Source organism: Pseudoduganella sp. HUAS MS19, from assembly GCF_053615455.1.
This window is the reverse complement of the sequence record NZ_CM132133.1, coordinates 3,270,384-3,287,191: the sequence shown is the minus strand read 5'-3', so window position 1 is coordinate 3,287,191 and position 16,808 is coordinate 3,270,384. Positions and strand designations below refer to the sequence as shown.

Sequence of the window (16,808 nt, the reverse complement as noted above, 5' to 3'; positions counted from 1 at the left end):
CAAGGACCACCGCGATGAGCTCATTCCCGCTTTCCCCGCGCACGCTAAAAGGCGGCATCGTCCTGCTCGATCCGGATAAATTCACCGTCATGCCGAACGGCGTCCTGATACTGCAATATACTCCGGACACGCTCAAGCGCACGCTAAAAGCCAAAGGCGCGGAAGAAGGCGGCGAGCGTTCGGAAGCGATGCGGTTGACCGGGCCGCCGGTGGAAACCATCACGCTCGAAGCCGAGATCGACGCCACCGACCAGCTGGAGTTCCCGGACCAGAATCCGAATGCGGCGACGCTGGGCATCTTCCCCCAGCTCGCAGCGCTGGAAGCCCTGCTCTACCCGGCCAGCGCCACGCTGCAGAGCAATTACAAGCTGGCGCAACAGGGGACACTGGAGATCATGCCGGTCATGGCGCCGCTCGCGCTGTTCACGTGGAGCAGCAATCGCGTCCTTCCAGTGCGCATCACCGACTTTTCCGTCACCGAAGAAGCATTCGACCCGCTGCTGAATCCAATCCGGGCCAAAGTCAGCCTGGGCTTGCGCGTGCTGTCGGTTGACGACCTGCCATTCGCCGACAAAGGCGGCAGCCTGTACATGGTTTATCAGCAGCAGAAAGAGCGCTTGGCCGCCAAGCAGCCGGGCGGCACCCTCAACAGCCTGGGCATCAAGGGGGCACTATGAACGGGAACACTACCGCCGTGATGGATCCGGTGCTGGCCATGCTGGCGCAAAGCGCCCTTAAAAACAACCACTTCGCCGCCAGCAGCCGCTATTACGGCATCGAGACCGCCACGCTGGTGCTCGCACAGGGACGCAGCGTGGCCTACCTGAAGCGGCGCTTCCTGCCCGATGCGCAGCGCTTCCAGCTGCTGGTCGAGCACCGCGTGCTCCAGCAGGAGAGGCTTGACAATATCGCCGCCCAGCATTTCGGCGATCCTGAATTGTTCTGGCGTCTGTGCGACGCAAACCATGCGATGCGTCCGCAGGCCTTGACAGAAGAAGCCGGCCGGACTTTGCGCATAACGCTGCCGCTCGATGTGGCCGGAGTGGGCATGCCATGAATCGTGGCTTCTACCTCACCCTCATGATGGGTTCATTCAGTGCCAGTCCGGTGCCGCGCGCTGTCATCGACGCGCTCACGGACGTGCAGGTCACGTCCACCGTCGGCGCCCAGGGCGGGTTTCAGCTCAAATTCTTGTTGGGCAAAAACTCGGAGATGCAGCGTATGCTGGAAGGTGGCTCCTTCGATCCCCGTACGCGCGTCATTATCGCCGTCACCGTCAACGGCAGCAGCGAAGTGCTGATGGACGGGATCATCACGAAACAGGACGTTACGCTGGCCAATGCCGCCGGTAAGACCGCCTTGACACTGACGGGCCTGGATTTGACGGCCCTAATGGACTTCATCGATCTGACGGGCATCCCCTACCCCGCACTGCCGAAATTTCTGATCGTCGAAGCGATTCTGGCCAAGTACGCAGTGCTCGGCGTGGTGCCGCTCGCCCTGCCCGCCAGCATTCCCGCCATCGAAAACCCGCTCGACCGCTTCATCAAGCAGCAAGGCACGGATTACCGCTATGTCTCGTCTCTGGCGCGCGAAGAAGGCGCCGTTTTCTACCTTGACCCGGGCCCCACTCCTGGCAAAAGCATGGCCTACTATGGTCCGGACCTGAGCAAAATGTTCGGCGGCCCGCAGCCCGCGCTGTCGATCAATTTCGATTCAAGCTCGAATATCGATTCGCTCAATTTCTCTTACGACGGCACGCTGGCCACACAATACTTCGTCACCATCATCGAACCAAACAGCAAGCTCCCGATCCCAATTCCCGTACCGAATCTGGACTTGCTAAAGGCGCCGCTGGGCGCGCGCGCGCCTCCTGTAATGCGCAGTGAACAGCTGCGGCCGATCGCCAACGCCGATCCGGCGGGAGCCGCCATGGCCGGCCTGGCGGCACTGTTCAAGAGCGCCGACGTCATTACCGGCAACGGCCAACTCGACGTGCTGCGCTACGGCCGGGTGTTCAAAGCGCGTCAATTGGCAGCTGTGCGTGGCGCGGGCCGATTCTACGACGGCAAATACTACGTCAAGAGTGTCACGCATACGATCAAGCGTGGCGAATACAAACAGAGCTTCACCTTGGCCCGCGGGGGGCTGGGAAGCTCGGTCGATCGGGTGGACGTATGAACGAAAGTCCGAAATTCTTCGGCATTTATCGCGGCACGGTGGTGAGCAACATCGATCCGCTGCAACTGGGCCGCATTCTGGTGCTGGTGCCCGACGTCAGCGGGGTGACGCCGTCCACCTGGGCCATGCCCTGCGCACCTATCGCCGGCAAGCAGAGCGGCGTCTTCATGGTGCCCCAGATCGGATCTGGAGTCTGGCTGCAGTTCGAGGCGGGCGACCCGGACCGCCCCGTATGGATCGGTGGCTGGTGGGGCAACTTCCCCGAGGTGCCGACCGCCGCAGCCGTGCCGCCTGCAGTGCCGCCCGGCCAAAACATCGTCATGCAAACCACGCTGCAGCATTCGGTGATCTTGAGCGATGCTGTGCCGGTGCCAGTCATGGCGCCGATTCCCGCCCCCGCACCACCCGGCACCGGTGGTGTGATCCTGCGCAGTCCCAGCGGGGCCACGATCGTCGTCAACGACACCGGCATTTATATCAACAACGGCAAGGGCGCCACCATCGAGTTGATCGGACCTAGCGTCATGATCAACAAAGTGGCTCTGGTGGTGACGTGATGCCCGGCTTTCTGCTTCACGTAGGCGCGACGGTCATGTGCGCGCACGGCGGACAGGCGCAGCCAACGATGCCCAACGCGCGCGTGCTGGTCAACGGCCAGCCCACTGTGGCGATCACGTCACCCTACGTCGTCTCCGGTTGCGCCTTCGCGCCGCCCGCAGGCAACGGACCTTGCGTGTCGGCGCAGTACGTGACCTCGGCGCTGCGCATCGTTTCCCAGGGCCAGCCATTGCTGCTGCTCGATAGCCAGGCGGTCTGCGCGCCGACCAGCACGCCTTTGCTTGCCCTCATGGCGCAGCCGCGCGTCACCGGAATCTAGGAGGCACCGATGAATCTGGACTTTCCATTCCACTTTGACGGGCGCGGCAGAACCGCCATAGTGGACGAAAACGGACATATCCGCGACATGATCGAGCAGCTCTTGTTCACCCATCCGGGCGAGCGGGTGAACCGTCCCGATTTCGGAAGCGGACTAATGCAGCTGGTATTCGCGCCAAACAGTCCGGAACTGGCGGCGGCCTTGCAATTCAGCCTACAGGCGGCGCTGCAGCGCTATCTGGGGGATGTGATCGAGCTGCAGGGCCTGGAAGTGGCTGCGATAGACAGCCGTCTTGAAATTGCAGTGCGCTACCTGGTGCGGCGGACCGCCCTACCCGCCACCGCGAATTTTTCCCTAGCGCCAAGCGGAGCGTCGCGCCATGAAACCGACCAGTGAAGCACTGCACTGCAAGGAAGACCTGCGCCGGGAAGACGTGCGCATGGCCGATATGAATGGGCTCGACTACCTGGAAGTGGCCGACGAGGCGCAGCGCACGCTTCTCGTGTACTTTCTTGGCAAGGCGCCGCCCGTGTTCCAAGCGGGGAACCTGCGCATCAGCGGCGGCCAGCGCGTGCGCGACATTGCCGTCACCGGTATCGAGATCATCCGCCAGCCTGATCCCGCGCTGGACGACGTGATGGAGGTGCGGGTCGATAAGCCGGGCGACTTTTCCACCTACGTGCTGCGGGTGGTAGAGGCGGACGAGCATGGCCGCCCTACCGACACGCCGCTGCAGGGCTTCGATACGCGTTACGACAGGATCGCTTTCAGCTTCAAGGCTTCCTGCCCCAGCGACCTCGATTGCCTGCCCCGGCTCGATTGTCCACCGCCGCCGCGCCCGGAACCGGACATCAATTACTTGGCCAAGGATTACGCCAGCTTCCGCCAACTGATACTGGACCGTCTGGCATTGATCATGCCCGACTGGCGCGAAGATCATGCGCCCGACCTCGGCATCGCGCTGGTGGAGCTGCTCGCCTATGCCGGCGATTACCTGAGCTACTACCAGGACGCGGTGGCGACCGAAGCCTACCTGGGCACCGCGCGCCAGCGCATTTCGGTGCGGCGCCACGCCAGGCTGGTCGATTACCGCATGCACGAAGGCTGCAACGCGCGGGCGTGGCTGGTGTTGGAAACGGACACTGAGCGCACGCTCGATCTGACCGCGATGCGCTTTATCACCGCTTACCCCGGCGCACCGCGCGAACGCCGAGTGTTGGCCGAGCGCGACCTGCTCAATATCCCGGCCAAGGACTACGAGATCTTCGAGGCGCTGCCGCTGAATGACAAGACAGCTGCGACGTTCCGTCCGGCCCACAACCGCATCACGATCTACACCTGGGGCGATAGCGAATGCTGCCTCGCACGCGGCGCAACCAGTGCGACACTGCTGGACGCCTGGGCCGATGATGGCGCTGCCGGCGAGGATGGCGTCAGTACGCTGGCCGCCCCTGACGAGCGCCCAAGGATGTTGAAATTGGCAGCCGGCGACGTGCTGATCTTCGAGGAAGTGATCGGACCGCGCACCGGCAACCCGGCCGATGCCGACCCAAACCACCGCCAAGCGGTGCGTTTGACCGATGTCGCGCCCGCCGTCGACGCCCTGTACAACCGGCCCGTGCTCAATATCAGCTGGGGGCCGGCTGACGCGCTGGCCTTCCCACTGTGCCTTTCCATCCAAGCGCCGGCGCCCGATTGCGCGATGCTGCCAGAGGTGAGCGTCGCACGCGGCAATGTGATCCTGGTCGATCATGGTACGCGTATTGGCGAGCCGCTTGGCACCGTTCCGCTCGGCCGCACCGCCGCGAGCTGCCCGACCGATTGCGACGCGGCCGAGGAAGCGGTGCTGGCCGCGCCATTCCGTCCGCGTCTGTCCCAAGGGCCGCTGACTTTCGCCCAAGCTGTGTGTGACGACTCCCCGGCGTCGGATCTGCTGCGCCAGGATCCACGCGAGGCGTTGCCCAGCGTCGTCCTGGATGCGATTCCCGCCGCGCCCGGCGGCAGCGAAGCGCTGTTCGCCTTCGCCGATCTGCAAGACCCCACCTTGCTGGCAGCCGCGCTGCGTAGTCCCGTCAGCGCCGCCAAGGATGCCTTACTGGCGCGCCTGGCGCACGCGACACGCGCTGCGCTGGCCAATTGGAGCGGCAGTGCGCCGCTTCCCGCGCCGCTGCTGCAGGCCCTGGTGGCGGACCTGACGGCATTGATCGACGTTTGGCGCCCGGTTTCCGACCTGCTTGACAGCGCGGACGGCGCGCGCGCCCTGGCGGTGGAAATCGATAATGAAGGGCTGCCTCACCTGCGATTCAGCACGTCCAGCGGACCGGGCCCGGGCATCTTGTTCGCCGCCCGTTACCGGGTCGGCAATGGCAGCGCGGGCAATGTGGGCGCCGAGACCATCACTTACCTGGTGCCGCGCGGCATAACGATCGACGGCGCCGCACTGGCGCCGCGCAACCCGATGGCTGCCAGCGGCGGCACCGAGCCCGAACCGCTGGAACAGGTTAAGCTGTTGGCACCCGATGCGTTTCGCAGCCGCCTGGCGCGCGCCGTCACCGCACAAGACTATGCCGCGCTGGCGGCGCGGCACCCCGCCGTCCAGCGGGCGGCCGCGACCTTGCGCTGGACCGGCAGCTGGCACGAAGTGCTGGTCGCGGTCGATCCCCTAGGCGGAGGGGATGCCAGCCCCGCGCTGCTCGACGCCATCGCGGCCGCTTTGCTCCCCTACCGCCGTATCGGCCACGATCTCGTAGTGCGGCCCGCCCGCTACGTGCCGCTCGATATCGAGCTGCGCGTCTGTGTCGCCCCACACTATTTGCGCGGCCAGGTCAAAGCCGCCCTGCTGGAAGCGCTGGACAGCCGTGCCGGCTTTTTCCACCCGGACCGGCTGAGTTTCGGCGATGACATCCATGTCAGCACGCTGACGGCCGCCGCGCAGGCCGTACCGGGTGTGCGGGAAGTCGCCGTGGTAAGGCTGGAGCGTTATTTTGAAGGCCCGAACGATGAGTTGCGCGATGGCGTTCTGCATTTAGGTCCTCTTGAAATTGCCCGGCTTGACAACCATCCGGGGATGCCGGAGAACGGCCGCCTGGTACTCGATCTGCGAGGTGGACGATGACCATCACCAACCACGCCGCTTGCACTTGCGCCGGCTGTGGCGGCAGCGATCCGCTGTGCGGCTGCTGCGGCGCTACCGGCACGGCGCGCCCTCCGGCACGAGCAAACCGTCCAGGACTCGATGCCCTGTCTTACCGTCTCGGCATCCACACCACCTTCCTGGGGAGCATGCTGGCGCGCTTGACCGGCATGCGCCTGACGTTGCCGGCTGGCGAGAATGGCCCTTCTGAGCCACTGAAGAGGCTGACGACGCGCGATCGCGCCGATCCCGCCATCGCGCTGCTCGACGGCTGGGCCACCGTGGCGGACGTGCTGACGTTCTACCAGGAGCGCATCGCCAACGAAGCTTACCTGCGCACGGCGACCGAGCGCCAGTCGGTGGCGGATCTGGCACGCCTGGTCGGCTACCGCTTGCGCCCTGGAGTTGCCGCCAGCGTGCACCTGGCTTTCACGGTGGCCGACGGTTTCCGGGGCGAGCTGCCGCAAGGTACGCGGGCCCAGAGCGTGCCTGGCGCCGGTCAGTTGCCGCAGTTCTTCGAGACGGACGAAAAACTGGAGGCGCGCGACAGCTGGAACGCGCTAAAGCCGCGTCTCACGCGCCCGCAAGTGATTTCGCTGCCGTTCACGGGGACCTCATTGGCCGGCCAACTGCCCACCGGGACCGAGGCCAATGTTATCGGTACCCTATATTTGCGGGGCACATCCAGCAACCTGAAAATTGGCGACCCGTTGCTGATCGTACTGGGACGCGGCCGAGGGCAGCAGGTGGTGCGTTTCGTCGAATCGGTGGCGGGCGATGCCAGCCACGGACGCACCAAAGTGACGCTGCAGGAAACGCCGTTCAGGGCCAGCTTCGGCCGCCAGGCGCTGGACAATGTCCGTATGGCGGTCCAGCCTTATATCGCCGAGGCGGCCAGCATCTTCGCCGCCAACCTGCTGGCGCAGCAGGTCGCGGACCTGCTGCAGGCGCTGATCGACGATGCTGCGCAATCGAACGGCACCGTGGAAGCCGTGCTGCCGCTGGTGCGCAGCGCCATCGCCCAGGTCAGCGAACGGCATGATCTGACGCAGCGGCGCCACTTCACGCGGCTCGAGCCGTGGCTGAGCGACCTGCTCGATACGCTGGACACTCTGGCGGGCCAGCTACCGCTGCTGGACGCGAGCGTGCCCGATCCGCAAGGCCCGGTTACCACCACCGTACCAGCGCAGCGCGCCATCTCGCCGCTACGACGGCTGGCTCCCCTGCTTGAGCCGTTGTCGCGCCCGGCCTCGCTTCAGCCGGCCAATTCGCGCCGCCTGGGACGAAGTGTGGCGCGAGCCTTCGCCCGCCAATCCGATATGGCGCCGCGACTGCTGGCCCGCTTCCATCCGGTTGCCGCCGAGCCGCTTTACCAAGCCTGGGGCAGCGCCAGCGATGTAATGCAAAAAGTGAGCGTGCATGCGCTACGCGTGCGCGCGCCCCTGTATGGCAACAGCGCGCCGCCGCGGATCACCGGCGCCAGCGACGGGGTGGTCACCAGTTACGGCGAATGGCAAGTGGTGGAACCCGCTGAGGGTGGCGGCAATGTGTTCCACGAGCGGGAGCATATAGTCTCGCTCGACAACGCTTATGAGAAAGTCGTGCCGCAAAGCTGGGTGGTGGTCGACACACGCGCGGTCGACAGCAGCGCGACCAGAATCGTGCGCTCGCCCGGCTTGCTGGTGGCTTGGGCAGGCGTGGCCACCGCCGCCATGGCGCGCTCCGACTACGGCATGAGCGGCAAGAGCACGCGCGTGGAATTGCTTGATCCGGCCAGCCATAATGCGCTCGCGTGGCTCGATCTGAGCCACGCCAACGAAGGCGCAGGCGAAGATTTCGACGCAATCCGCAACACCATCGTGTACGCCAACGCCGAGGAACTGGAACTGGCCGAGGAACCGCTCGATGCCGACATTGAAGGCGATACCATCGTTCTGGCGGGATTGTACGACGGCCTTGAAACGGGACGTTCGATCATCATTTCCGGACTGCGCACGGACATCTCCGGCACCAGTGGGGTGAGCGCCAGCGAGCTGGCGATGATCGCCGCCGTCGCCCAAGGTACACGCGGCGCCGCCTGCGCCCTGTACACGGCGCCCGGCATGCCGTTCGCGCAGCTCCATTATGTTAGCGAAGCCAACCGCGCCGGCGATCGCTTGGTAGTGGGGCGGCTCGCGGCACCCTCCAGCTTGAAATCGCTGCCCTTGCCAGCCATGGCGAACCAGCTGTACTGCGACCAGCTGCAACTGGCGCCCGGCCTGTACGCCACAGCGTATGTGCCCAGCCAGGCGGAGCGCGACGGCGACTACGCCGCATTCAATGGTCTGTTACTGGACCCGCTGACTGGCGAGGCCCTGCCAAATGGCAGAATTCCACCAACACGCACAACAAAAGACGGCCTGTGGGCGTGGCGCGTTTCCTCCGCCCCGCCCAATACAATCCTCACGTTGGCCAACCGGCTCGCTTACACCTACGACTCCAGTACCGTCACCATCCATGGCAACGTGGCCAGGGCCAGCCAGGGCCAGACGACCGGCGAAGTGCTGGGCGATGGCGACGCCGCACAAGCCTTGCAGCGCTTCACATTGCGCCAAGGCCCCCTGACCTTCGTTTCCGCGCCGACGCCATCCGGCATCGGCGGCACGCTGGAAGTACGGGTCAACGACGTGCTGTGGCACCAAGCCATGACCTTGGACGAGCTCTCCGGCACAGCACACGGCTATATGCTGCAGACGGTGACGGGGCAGGACGGCTCGGACAGCACCAGCATCGTGTTCGGCGACGGCGTTCACGGCGCGCGCCTTCCCACCGGCAGCGCCAACGTCAAAGCACTTTACCGCTATGGAATGGGCAAAAGCGGCAACGTGAAGGCAAGGCAGATCAGCCAGCTCGCCACACACCCGCTCGGTGCTCAGGCCGTGATCAATCCGCTGCCGGCCAGCGGCGGTGCCGATGCTGACAACCGCGACCAGTTGCGCCGCAACGCCCCGCTGGCCGCGATGGCCCTGGACCGGCTCGTTTCGACGCAGGACTACGCCGACTTCACACGCTACTTCGCCGGCATCGGTAAAAGCAGCGCCGCCCGCATCAGCGATGGACGACGCCAGCTGACGCACGTGACGATCGCCGGCGCGGACGATATCCCCGTCGATCCCGGCTCGGATCTGTACCGCAACCTGCTGTCTGCACTCGGCCACTATGGAGACCCGCACCTGCCGGTGCAAGTTGCGCTGCGCCGGCTCAAGCTGTTGGTGATGCATGCCAGGATTCAAGTACATGCCGACTATTTGTGGGACGCCGTGGAGCCGGTCCTGCGTGCAGCCCTGTTGCATGCCTTTGGCTTCGAACAGCGCGAGTTGGGTCAGGACGCGATCCGCAGCGAGGCGCTGGCCGTCATGCAGGCTGTGGAAGGCATAGCGTATGTCGACCTGCGCGTATTCGACTCCGTATCGGAATCGATCGGCATCGATGAACTGGCTGGCTTAGCCGACACGCTCACGTCGCAGCCCCGTGTCGTGGCCGAGCTGGCCCGCAGCGACGGCGCGAACGGCGTGCGGCCGGCCGAACTGGTGATCCTCACGCCGGATATCCCGGACACACTTATCCTAACGGAGGTCAGCCGATGAACACCGCTCACAGGCCGCAACCGGACCGCCTATACCAACTGCTGCCTGCGCTCTACCGTCAGCGCGATGCGGACCAGGGCTACCCGCTGCGCGCGCTGCTACAGGTAATCAGCGAGCAGGTCGATTTGCTGGAAGCCGACATCGGTCAGCTGTACGACAACTGGTTCATTGAAACCTGCGAGGACTGGGTGGTCCCTTACATCGGCGACCTGATTGGCTACCGCGCCCTGCACACAGGGGGAGTCAGCGGCAACCCGGCGCTCGACAGCGTTTTGATTCCGCGCCGCGACGTGGCGCATACGGTGCGATCACGGCGCGGCAAGGGCACCCTGGCGGTGCTTGAAACGCTGGCGCGCGACGTGGCCGGCTGGCCTGGGCAAGCGAGCGAATTCTTCCGGCTTCTAGCCTTTACCCAAGCCATTAATCACCTGCAATTGCGCAGGGCACGCAGCGTCGATCTGCGCGACGGCGATGCGCTCGAACTATTGGGCGGCCCGTTCAACCGGCTGGCGCATGGGGTGGACGTGCGGCGCATCTCTTCGCCGCGGCGGCGCGGCCAGCACAACATTCCGTGTGTCGGGGTTTTCGTTTGGCGCCTGCGTTCATATTCGATCACGATGGCGCCTGCCCGATGCTACGATGAGGGCGGACCGAACCTTTACCACTTCAGTGCACTGGGTAACGACACGCAGCTTTTCACCCCGCAATTGCCAGGCGTGCCGCAAGCGCTGCGACGCCGGCCGATTGAACAAAGCCTGCTCAATGGCAGCTTCGACTTTTACGGTGAAGAGAAGTGCTTCCAGATCTGGGTGGGCATGCCGCGTCAGCCGATTCCCCCGCAACAACTGGTGGCAGCCGATCTCACCGACTGGAATTACCGCCCGCAGCCAGGCCAGGTGGCGGTCGACCCCGTGTTAGGCCGCATCGCATTCCCGCCCGGACCGGGGCGGCGCCAACCCGTGTGGGTCAGCTATCACTATGGATTCCCGGCGCCAATTGGCGGTGGCGAGTACCCCCGCGTCCTGTCGCAGGCCCCAGTGAGCCGGCTGTACCGCGTGGGCGAAGGACAGCCCTATGCCCGCATCGGCGAAGCGCTGACGCTGTGGCAGAGCGAAGCGCCGGCCCATGGCGTGATTGAACTGACCGATAGCGGGGTGTATGTTGAACCGATCCATATCGAGCTGGCGGCGAACCAAACCTTGCAACTGCGCGCGGCCAGTGGCGCCCGCCCGGTGATCCGCATTCTCGACTGGCAAACGTCCCTGCCGGATAGCCTTGTCATCACCGGCGCAGCCGGTTCGCGCTGCGCGCTCGATGGCCTGCTGGTCACGGGACGATCGGTGCAGATCGGCGGGGAAATGGCCGCGGTGACCATCCGCCATTCAACCTTGGTGGCCGGCTGGGGCTTGCATTGCGACTGCGAACCACGGCGCCCGGCCGAACCGAGCCTGGAACTGATCAACGCGCCCGAGTGCCTGACCATCGAACATAGCATCCTCGGCATCATTCAAGCCAGCCGCGATGAAGTGCGCCTCGACCCGGCGACGATTCGCATCAGCGACAGCATCATCGATGCCGCCAGCGGCGAACGGATTGCCATCGGCGCACCGCAGCACCTGTGTGCGCACGTTGATCTCAGCATCGCGCGCAGCACCGTATTTGGCCGCGTGCAGGTGCATGCGATCGTACTGGCCGAAAACACTATCTTCGACGGCACCGTGATCGCCTGCCGCCGTCAAAAGGGCTGCGTGCGCTTTAGCTATCTGCCCGCAGGCTCGCGCACGCCGCGCCGCTACCGCTGCCAGCCGGACCTGGTATTGCAAGCGGTCGAGGAACGCTACGCCAACGGGGGCATGCCGCCGCAGGAGCGCGACGCGCTCTTGGCGCGCGAACGCAAGCGGGTGATCCCGCAGTTCAACAGTGTGCGCTATGGAACACCCGCCTACTGCCAATTGGCCGACGATTGCGCGCCGGAGATCACCGCCGGCGCCGCCGACGAAGCGGAAATGGGCGTTTATCACGACCTGTTTCAGGCGCAGCGCCTGGCCAATTTGCGCATCCGCCTCGATGAGCACACGCCGGCCGGCATGGATGTCGGCGTCATATTCGCCAGTTAGGAGAAGCCAACAATGAAAGCCGATCTGACGCGCAATACCTTCGACCCCTTGAACCGCTACAGCGCCGTGCTGATGCAGCAAGGCCGCGTTCAACTGGACGCCGATTGGAACGAACAGCACGCCATCGTGCTGTATTACTTGCGGCGGCTGGGCGCAGACCTGATCGGGCCGCACGGCGGGCCGGACGCCACTTGCGGCTTTGCGATCGCACCGATCCTGCTCGGCAGCGAGCAGACCGGCGACTTCCGTATTGGAGCGGGGCGCTACTATGTGGATGGCATTTTGTGCGAGCTTGGCAGCGCTTCGCTGACGCTCACCGAACGCGCCAGCAACGGCGGTCAATTGACGGTGCAGGTGCCCGCGCTAACGCTCGATGGCCTCACCTTCCGGGTCGACCAGTTCGTCGAAGTGTTCGATGGAGGCGTAGTGCCCACCTCCCCTCCTTTCCCGCCCACGATTGCGCGCATTTCGAGCGTCGATCCAACGCACCGTCTGCTGACGCTGCAGGGAGCCTTCTCCGGACCCACCGCGCCGAGCATGCCAAAACTGCGCCGCGTGGTCAGCTACCGCAGCCAGGGTGACTACACCGTGCCGGCAGCCTCTCAGTTGCCGGAGGGCGTGCACCAGGTCTACCTGGACGTCTGGGAGCGCCACATCAGCTACATCGAAGACGACAGCATGCGGGAAGTGGCGCTGGGCGGACCGGACACCGCAGCACGCACCAAGGTGGTGTGGCAGGTGAAGATAGCCCCACCATGCCGCCGCGCGGACGGTTCCTCGCCCACTTGTTGCACGGCAGACGAACTGGCGGCGCGCTTGAACCCCGCCAGTCCCGCACGGTTGAAGGCGCGCGCCCGGCGCGCAATGGCAGCCACCGATCCCTGCATCGTCCGTCCCGACGCCCGTTACCGGGGCGCGGAGAATCAGCTCTATAGGGTGGAAATCCACACGGGCGGCGTGATCGGTTCTCCCACCCCCCCCACTTTCAAATGGTCCCGCGACAACGGCAGCGCCGCCTTCCCGATCGTCTCCGGCGGCGGCAGCGCCATTCTGACGCTGGAGACAATTGGTCGCGACGACCGAGTCGGACTGCGTGCCGGCGATTGGGTGGAGGTGGGGACCGACGATTCGGCCTTGCATAATCTGGCCAACCCGCTGCTACAGGTCGAAGCGGTCGACCGCATCGCGATGACCGTCACGCTGAGCGGCCCTGCGCCTGTGTTCGAGGCTGAAGGCGCAGGCCACCCTTTGCTGCGGCGTTGGGATCACCAAGAAGGCGATCACGGCGAGAATGGCTTGGACATCGTGGACGACGGCGCCGCTCGGATCGTAGAGCATACAGCAGCCTGGCTGCACCTTGAGGACGGCGTGGAAATTCAATTCCAGCCCGCCGACGCCGGTACCGCCCCCACCGAGTACCGCACCGGCGACTACTGGCTTATTCCAGCCCGCACCGCCACCGGCGACGTGGAATGGCCGACCGAGCAAGATGCCACAGGCCAGGCCGTGCCGCTGGCCCTACCGCCAGACGGCATCGTGCACCATTACGCACCGCTCGCGGTGATCACGGTCGATGCCGCTGGTAACGTCCAGGATGGGCCAACCGACTGCAGGCATCAGTTTCCGCCATTGGCTTGAGCAAAGGATGCCGGGAGCCCATGACCAAGCTGCCGTTGAATCTGGTGGTGTAGATGCCCTGCTCGACGTCAATCGCAGAAAACCGAATCTGCGCAATCGCGTCGACGAAGCCATCGAAGTAGCAGTGAAGGACTTTGCCCTCGAGCAGCCGGCATATGGTCACGTCCGGGTGTCGAACGAGTTACGTAAGCGAGGCGTCTTCGTATCGCCGTCCGGCGTCCGTTCGATCTGGCTGCGCGACAGCCTGGCATCCTTCAAGCTGCGCTTGCTCAACCTGGAGCGCCATGTAGCGGCCACCGGCGAAGTGCCAACCGAATCCCAGGTCGCGGCATTGGAGCGAAAGTTTGCGTGGGAACAATCACAAGGGCGTTGACGGAATCTATCAGCAGACCTTCGTGGATACCTACTCGAAATGGGCCCACGGCCAAGCTCAATGCGACCAAGACGCCGATCACTGCGGCCGATCTGCTAAACGATCGTGTGCTCCCGTTCTTCGAAGAGCACGGCATGGGCATCATCCGCGTGCTTACGGACCGGGGCACGGAATACAGTGGCGGGCCGGAAGTACATGCCTATCAGCTTTATCTGGCCTTGAATGACATCAAGCACACGAAGACCAATACACGGCATCCGCAATGGGATCTGTGAGCGCTTCCACACGGCGATCCTGAATGAGTTTTACCAGATCGTATTCCGACCCAAGATCTACCTCACGATCGCCCAGCTGCAGGCTGACCTCGACGAATGGCTGCAGTGCTACAACGCTGAACGCCCCCATTACAGACTCCTATTGACGGAAAGGAGGCGTGGCGTCGATAAAATCGACGTACCGAACGGCGGAATCTGAACTGACAGTATCGGCGTCAAACCGAGCCAATGTCAGATCGCGACTACTTTATAAGATTCGCCCAGATCTTCATTTATTGAGAGAGTTCGGTGGAATTCACTAGAAATTCAGTTTGAGAGGTTTTAGGCCGTTTCGATCGATAACCTTTCCCTTTGTTCTGGGTTTGTTCGGTGAGAGGCTAGTCGTGTGCACATCAAGAGATGCCATCTTTTGCAGCATTGCGACGTCTACCTCAAAGTTCGACTTCTTATCTAAATCCTCCAAGTCTAACTTTGTCATTAACAGTGACTGAATTGCCTCGACCGGATACTGCTGTGCACCTTGCCGATATACTATTACTTGCCTAAGCGAACCGTAGGTACCGTATTGCAATATATCGATATTAGCAGGTGTTGGCACGTTGCTTGCCTGTCGGGTGATCTTAACGTTTTTCAGTTCGATAAATTTGGTTTTCTTCAGCACCGACTCAACGTATAAATTGGCCTTAATAGTTGCTAAAACGTCTTGTGGTTCGTAACACAGAATGTCAATATCATTTGGCTGCCGTGCTTCTTGTTGGAGTAATACGTGCGCATGGACATAAATTGCAAAGCTGCCAGTATACGCCCACTGCCCTTGATGATTCTCATTGAGAATTTTCGTTAGATCGGTAAGCCATCCAAAAGCCGCAGGCATGGAATCTCCTTCAGAATAGGTTCATGGCATTAGAAGCCTCGGGCGAGCTAGTTTCAAATCCTGGACTTCCTATGATTATTCTAATTCTCGGATGACCCTTAATACTATTGAATTGTCACACTGAATGTAGTGCGTTCCTTACTTACTTTCACGTACAGCTTAGAACGTAATACACCTTCGCGCTGACGGCTGAAGGCGTGCCCTTATACACAAGTCTAAACTAGCGATATGAGGCATCTGCGGCACGCAGTGCCTCCGCCGCGATTCGTATTTTCCGAAGCCCCTTCCAAAGTGTTTGCACTCCCGGTTCACCGTCGCTTTTGCGTGCCAGGAAACCACCAAAGCCCGCGATCAAGTGCAGCACTTCGTTGAGTGTGGGGGCAGCAGGCGGCCCAGCCTTGGAACGCATATAGGCTGCACGGATCTCGGCCCAGTCGAAGAAGTGACTGGCATCGAGCTCAGGACAAGTACGGCCTAGCCGCATCAGGTGCGCAATGCGCCATGCCACCACCAGATACATCGCGATAGCACGCTCAAGTTTACCGATGTGCTCCAAGCGACTCGATGCGACATGCATTCTTCAGGATGTCGAACAGCATTTCGATTTCCCAGCGGGCCCGGTACCAGTCGATCAGTTGCACCACCTCGGGGCATGTCTCGGCGCATCGGTTGGTAAGCAAACGCCGTTCGACCGGCTTGCTCCCCGGCGGGTGCATCAACCTCGTGGGCAAAGACGCACGTCACCATCAAGGGCGTCCCGCCATCACTATTCAATGTCACGCATTGCCGCCACAGCTGCTGACGTACCGGGCGTGCTTTGACGCCGTGCCAGGAAGCCATGGTAAGTTCGATTTGGCCGATTGGTTTGGTTCAGCAGCCACGGTGTGATCCCACAGTTTGCCGCCATCGGACAGGCAGCAATTATGGGCTGCTCGGATCAGCCAGTCCGCAGGCTCACCTAGTTGCTGTGCCCGTCGCATCAACGGCATCAGGTCCGCTTCACGATCAGCCAGATAAACCAGGCACGTTTCCGGAAAGTCCGTCGCCATCTCGGCCACCCGTTCATAGCCCTCAATCCAGCGCAGACTTTCTTTCAGATCGCCACGTTTGCCTGCCGCATCTTTTTTGCTCCGCGCCCACATCCACGCATCGAGCACTCCAAGCGCTTCCCGCTCCGGAGTTACCGCATACGTCGGATGCAAATACATGCCGCGCTGCGCCTCGTAACAGAGCGGCCCCAAGCCTTCAATTTCCTGTCCGTTGAAGTTGAGCTCGGTGGTGTCCTGCAGGCAAAGTACAACCGCTTGAGCTTGCATGCGCTGTCGCGCTTGTTCCCAATGTGGCGCAAGGATATCCTGCCAATCAACTGCCTCATTACTCAGGAACCGGTAGGCGGCCGTCGTTTCCGCCCAGCCATGGCAGGCATCGGAAATACTCGCCGTCGGATCAGCTGCAAATCGCTCCATCAACGTCCTCGCTCGATTGTTGAGGCGCGCATCGCCGAGGTTCAACTGTGCAGATTCCGTGGCTGCCCACCTGTTGCTGCGGTCGCCAATGCGTCACCCAAAAGACGAGAGTAAACGCGAAATGGCGGCGGTTTACAAGGCCCGCTGCAAGTCCTTGAATGTAAACTGCTTCTTCATGAGCTGGCCGCTTATGTCAGATTTGTGTATAAGGGCATGGGCTGTACTCCGCAGCCCAATCATCCAATCTC

General features: G+C 62.9%; 11 protein-coding genes and 2 pseudogenes. 11 read left to right on the top strand and 2 right to left on the bottom strand.

Features of this window, described 5'->3' with window-relative positions:
* Positions 1-14 precede the first annotated feature (14 nt).
* The 11 genes and pseudogenes from ACWBU6_RS15040 to ACWBU6_RS14990 all read left to right on the top strand — a co-directional run.
* Positions 15-677: a hypothetical protein gene (locus tag ACWBU6_RS15040; RefSeq protein ID WP_452644141.1), complete on the top strand. Its 663-nt coding sequence runs from the start codon at positions 15-17 to the stop codon at positions 675-677.
* Complete coding sequence (locus tag ACWBU6_RS15035) at positions 674-1,057, top strand: LysM domain-containing protein (protein ID WP_452644139.1); 384 nt, start codon at positions 674-676, stop codon at positions 1,055-1,057. Before ACWBU6_RS15040 ends, ACWBU6_RS15035 begins: the two co-directional genes overlap by 4 nt.
* The gene (locus tag ACWBU6_RS15030) at positions 1,054-2,181 is read left to right on the top strand and encodes a hypothetical protein (protein WP_452644138.1); all 1,128 of its coding nucleotides are present in this window, start codon (positions 1,054-1,056) and stop codon (positions 2,179-2,181) included. Before ACWBU6_RS15035 ends, ACWBU6_RS15030 begins: the two co-directional genes overlap by 4 nt.
* Positions 2,178-2,738, top strand: coding sequence for a phage baseplate assembly protein V (locus ACWBU6_RS15025; protein WP_452644136.1), 561 nt, complete (start codon positions 2,178-2,180; stop codon positions 2,736-2,738). Before ACWBU6_RS15030 ends, ACWBU6_RS15025 begins: the two co-directional genes overlap by 4 nt.
* Positions 2,738-3,058, top strand: a complete 321-nt coding sequence (locus ACWBU6_RS15020; RefSeq protein ID WP_452644134.1) for a hypothetical protein — start codon at positions 2,738-2,740, stop codon at positions 3,056-3,058. The genes ACWBU6_RS15025 and ACWBU6_RS15020 overlap by 1 nt, the downstream gene beginning before the upstream one ends.
* A 9-nt stretch (positions 3,059-3,067) precedes the next feature.
* Positions 3,068-3,454 (top strand): GPW/gp25 family protein, encoded by a 387-nt coding sequence (locus tag ACWBU6_RS15015; RefSeq protein WP_452644132.1) that lies wholly within the window; start codon positions 3,068-3,070, stop codon positions 3,452-3,454.
* The gene (locus ACWBU6_RS15010) at positions 3,438-6,173 is read left to right on the top strand and encodes a putative baseplate assembly protein (RefSeq protein WP_452644130.1); all 2,736 of its coding nucleotides are present in this window, start codon (positions 3,438-3,440) and stop codon (positions 6,171-6,173) included. The genes ACWBU6_RS15015 and ACWBU6_RS15010 overlap by 17 nt, the downstream gene beginning before the upstream one ends.
* Positions 6,170-9,817 (top strand): putative baseplate assembly protein, encoded by a 3,648-nt coding sequence (locus tag ACWBU6_RS15005; protein ID WP_452644128.1) that lies wholly within the window; start codon positions 6,170-6,172, stop codon positions 9,815-9,817. Before ACWBU6_RS15010 ends, ACWBU6_RS15005 begins: the two co-directional genes overlap by 4 nt.
* Complete coding sequence (locus ACWBU6_RS15000) at positions 9,814-11,934, top strand: hypothetical protein (RefSeq protein ID WP_452644126.1); 2,121 nt, start codon at positions 9,814-9,816, stop codon at positions 11,932-11,934. Before ACWBU6_RS15005 ends, ACWBU6_RS15000 begins: the two co-directional genes overlap by 4 nt.
* 12 nt (positions 11,935-11,946) lie before the next feature.
* Complete coding sequence (locus ACWBU6_RS14995) at positions 11,947-13,572, top strand: DUF6519 domain-containing protein (protein ID WP_452644124.1); 1,626 nt, start codon at positions 11,947-11,949, stop codon at positions 13,570-13,572.
* 25 nt (positions 13,573-13,597) lie between these two features.
* Positions 13,598-14,350: pseudogene (locus ACWBU6_RS14990) on the top strand (integrase core domain-containing protein); the annotation flags it as partial.
* Positions 14,351-14,518: 168 nt separating this feature from the next.
* Here ACWBU6_RS14990 and ACWBU6_RS14985 read toward each other — a convergent pair.
* On the bottom strand, positions 14,519-15,094 hold the full coding sequence (locus tag ACWBU6_RS14985; protein WP_452644122.1) for a hypothetical protein: 576 nt from the start codon (positions 15,092-15,094) through the stop codon (positions 14,519-14,521).
* A 220-nt stretch (positions 15,095-15,314) separates the two neighbouring features.
* Positions 15,315-16,650: pseudogene (locus ACWBU6_RS14980) on the bottom strand (IS4 family transposase).
* Positions 16,651-16,808 lie beyond the last annotated feature (158 nt).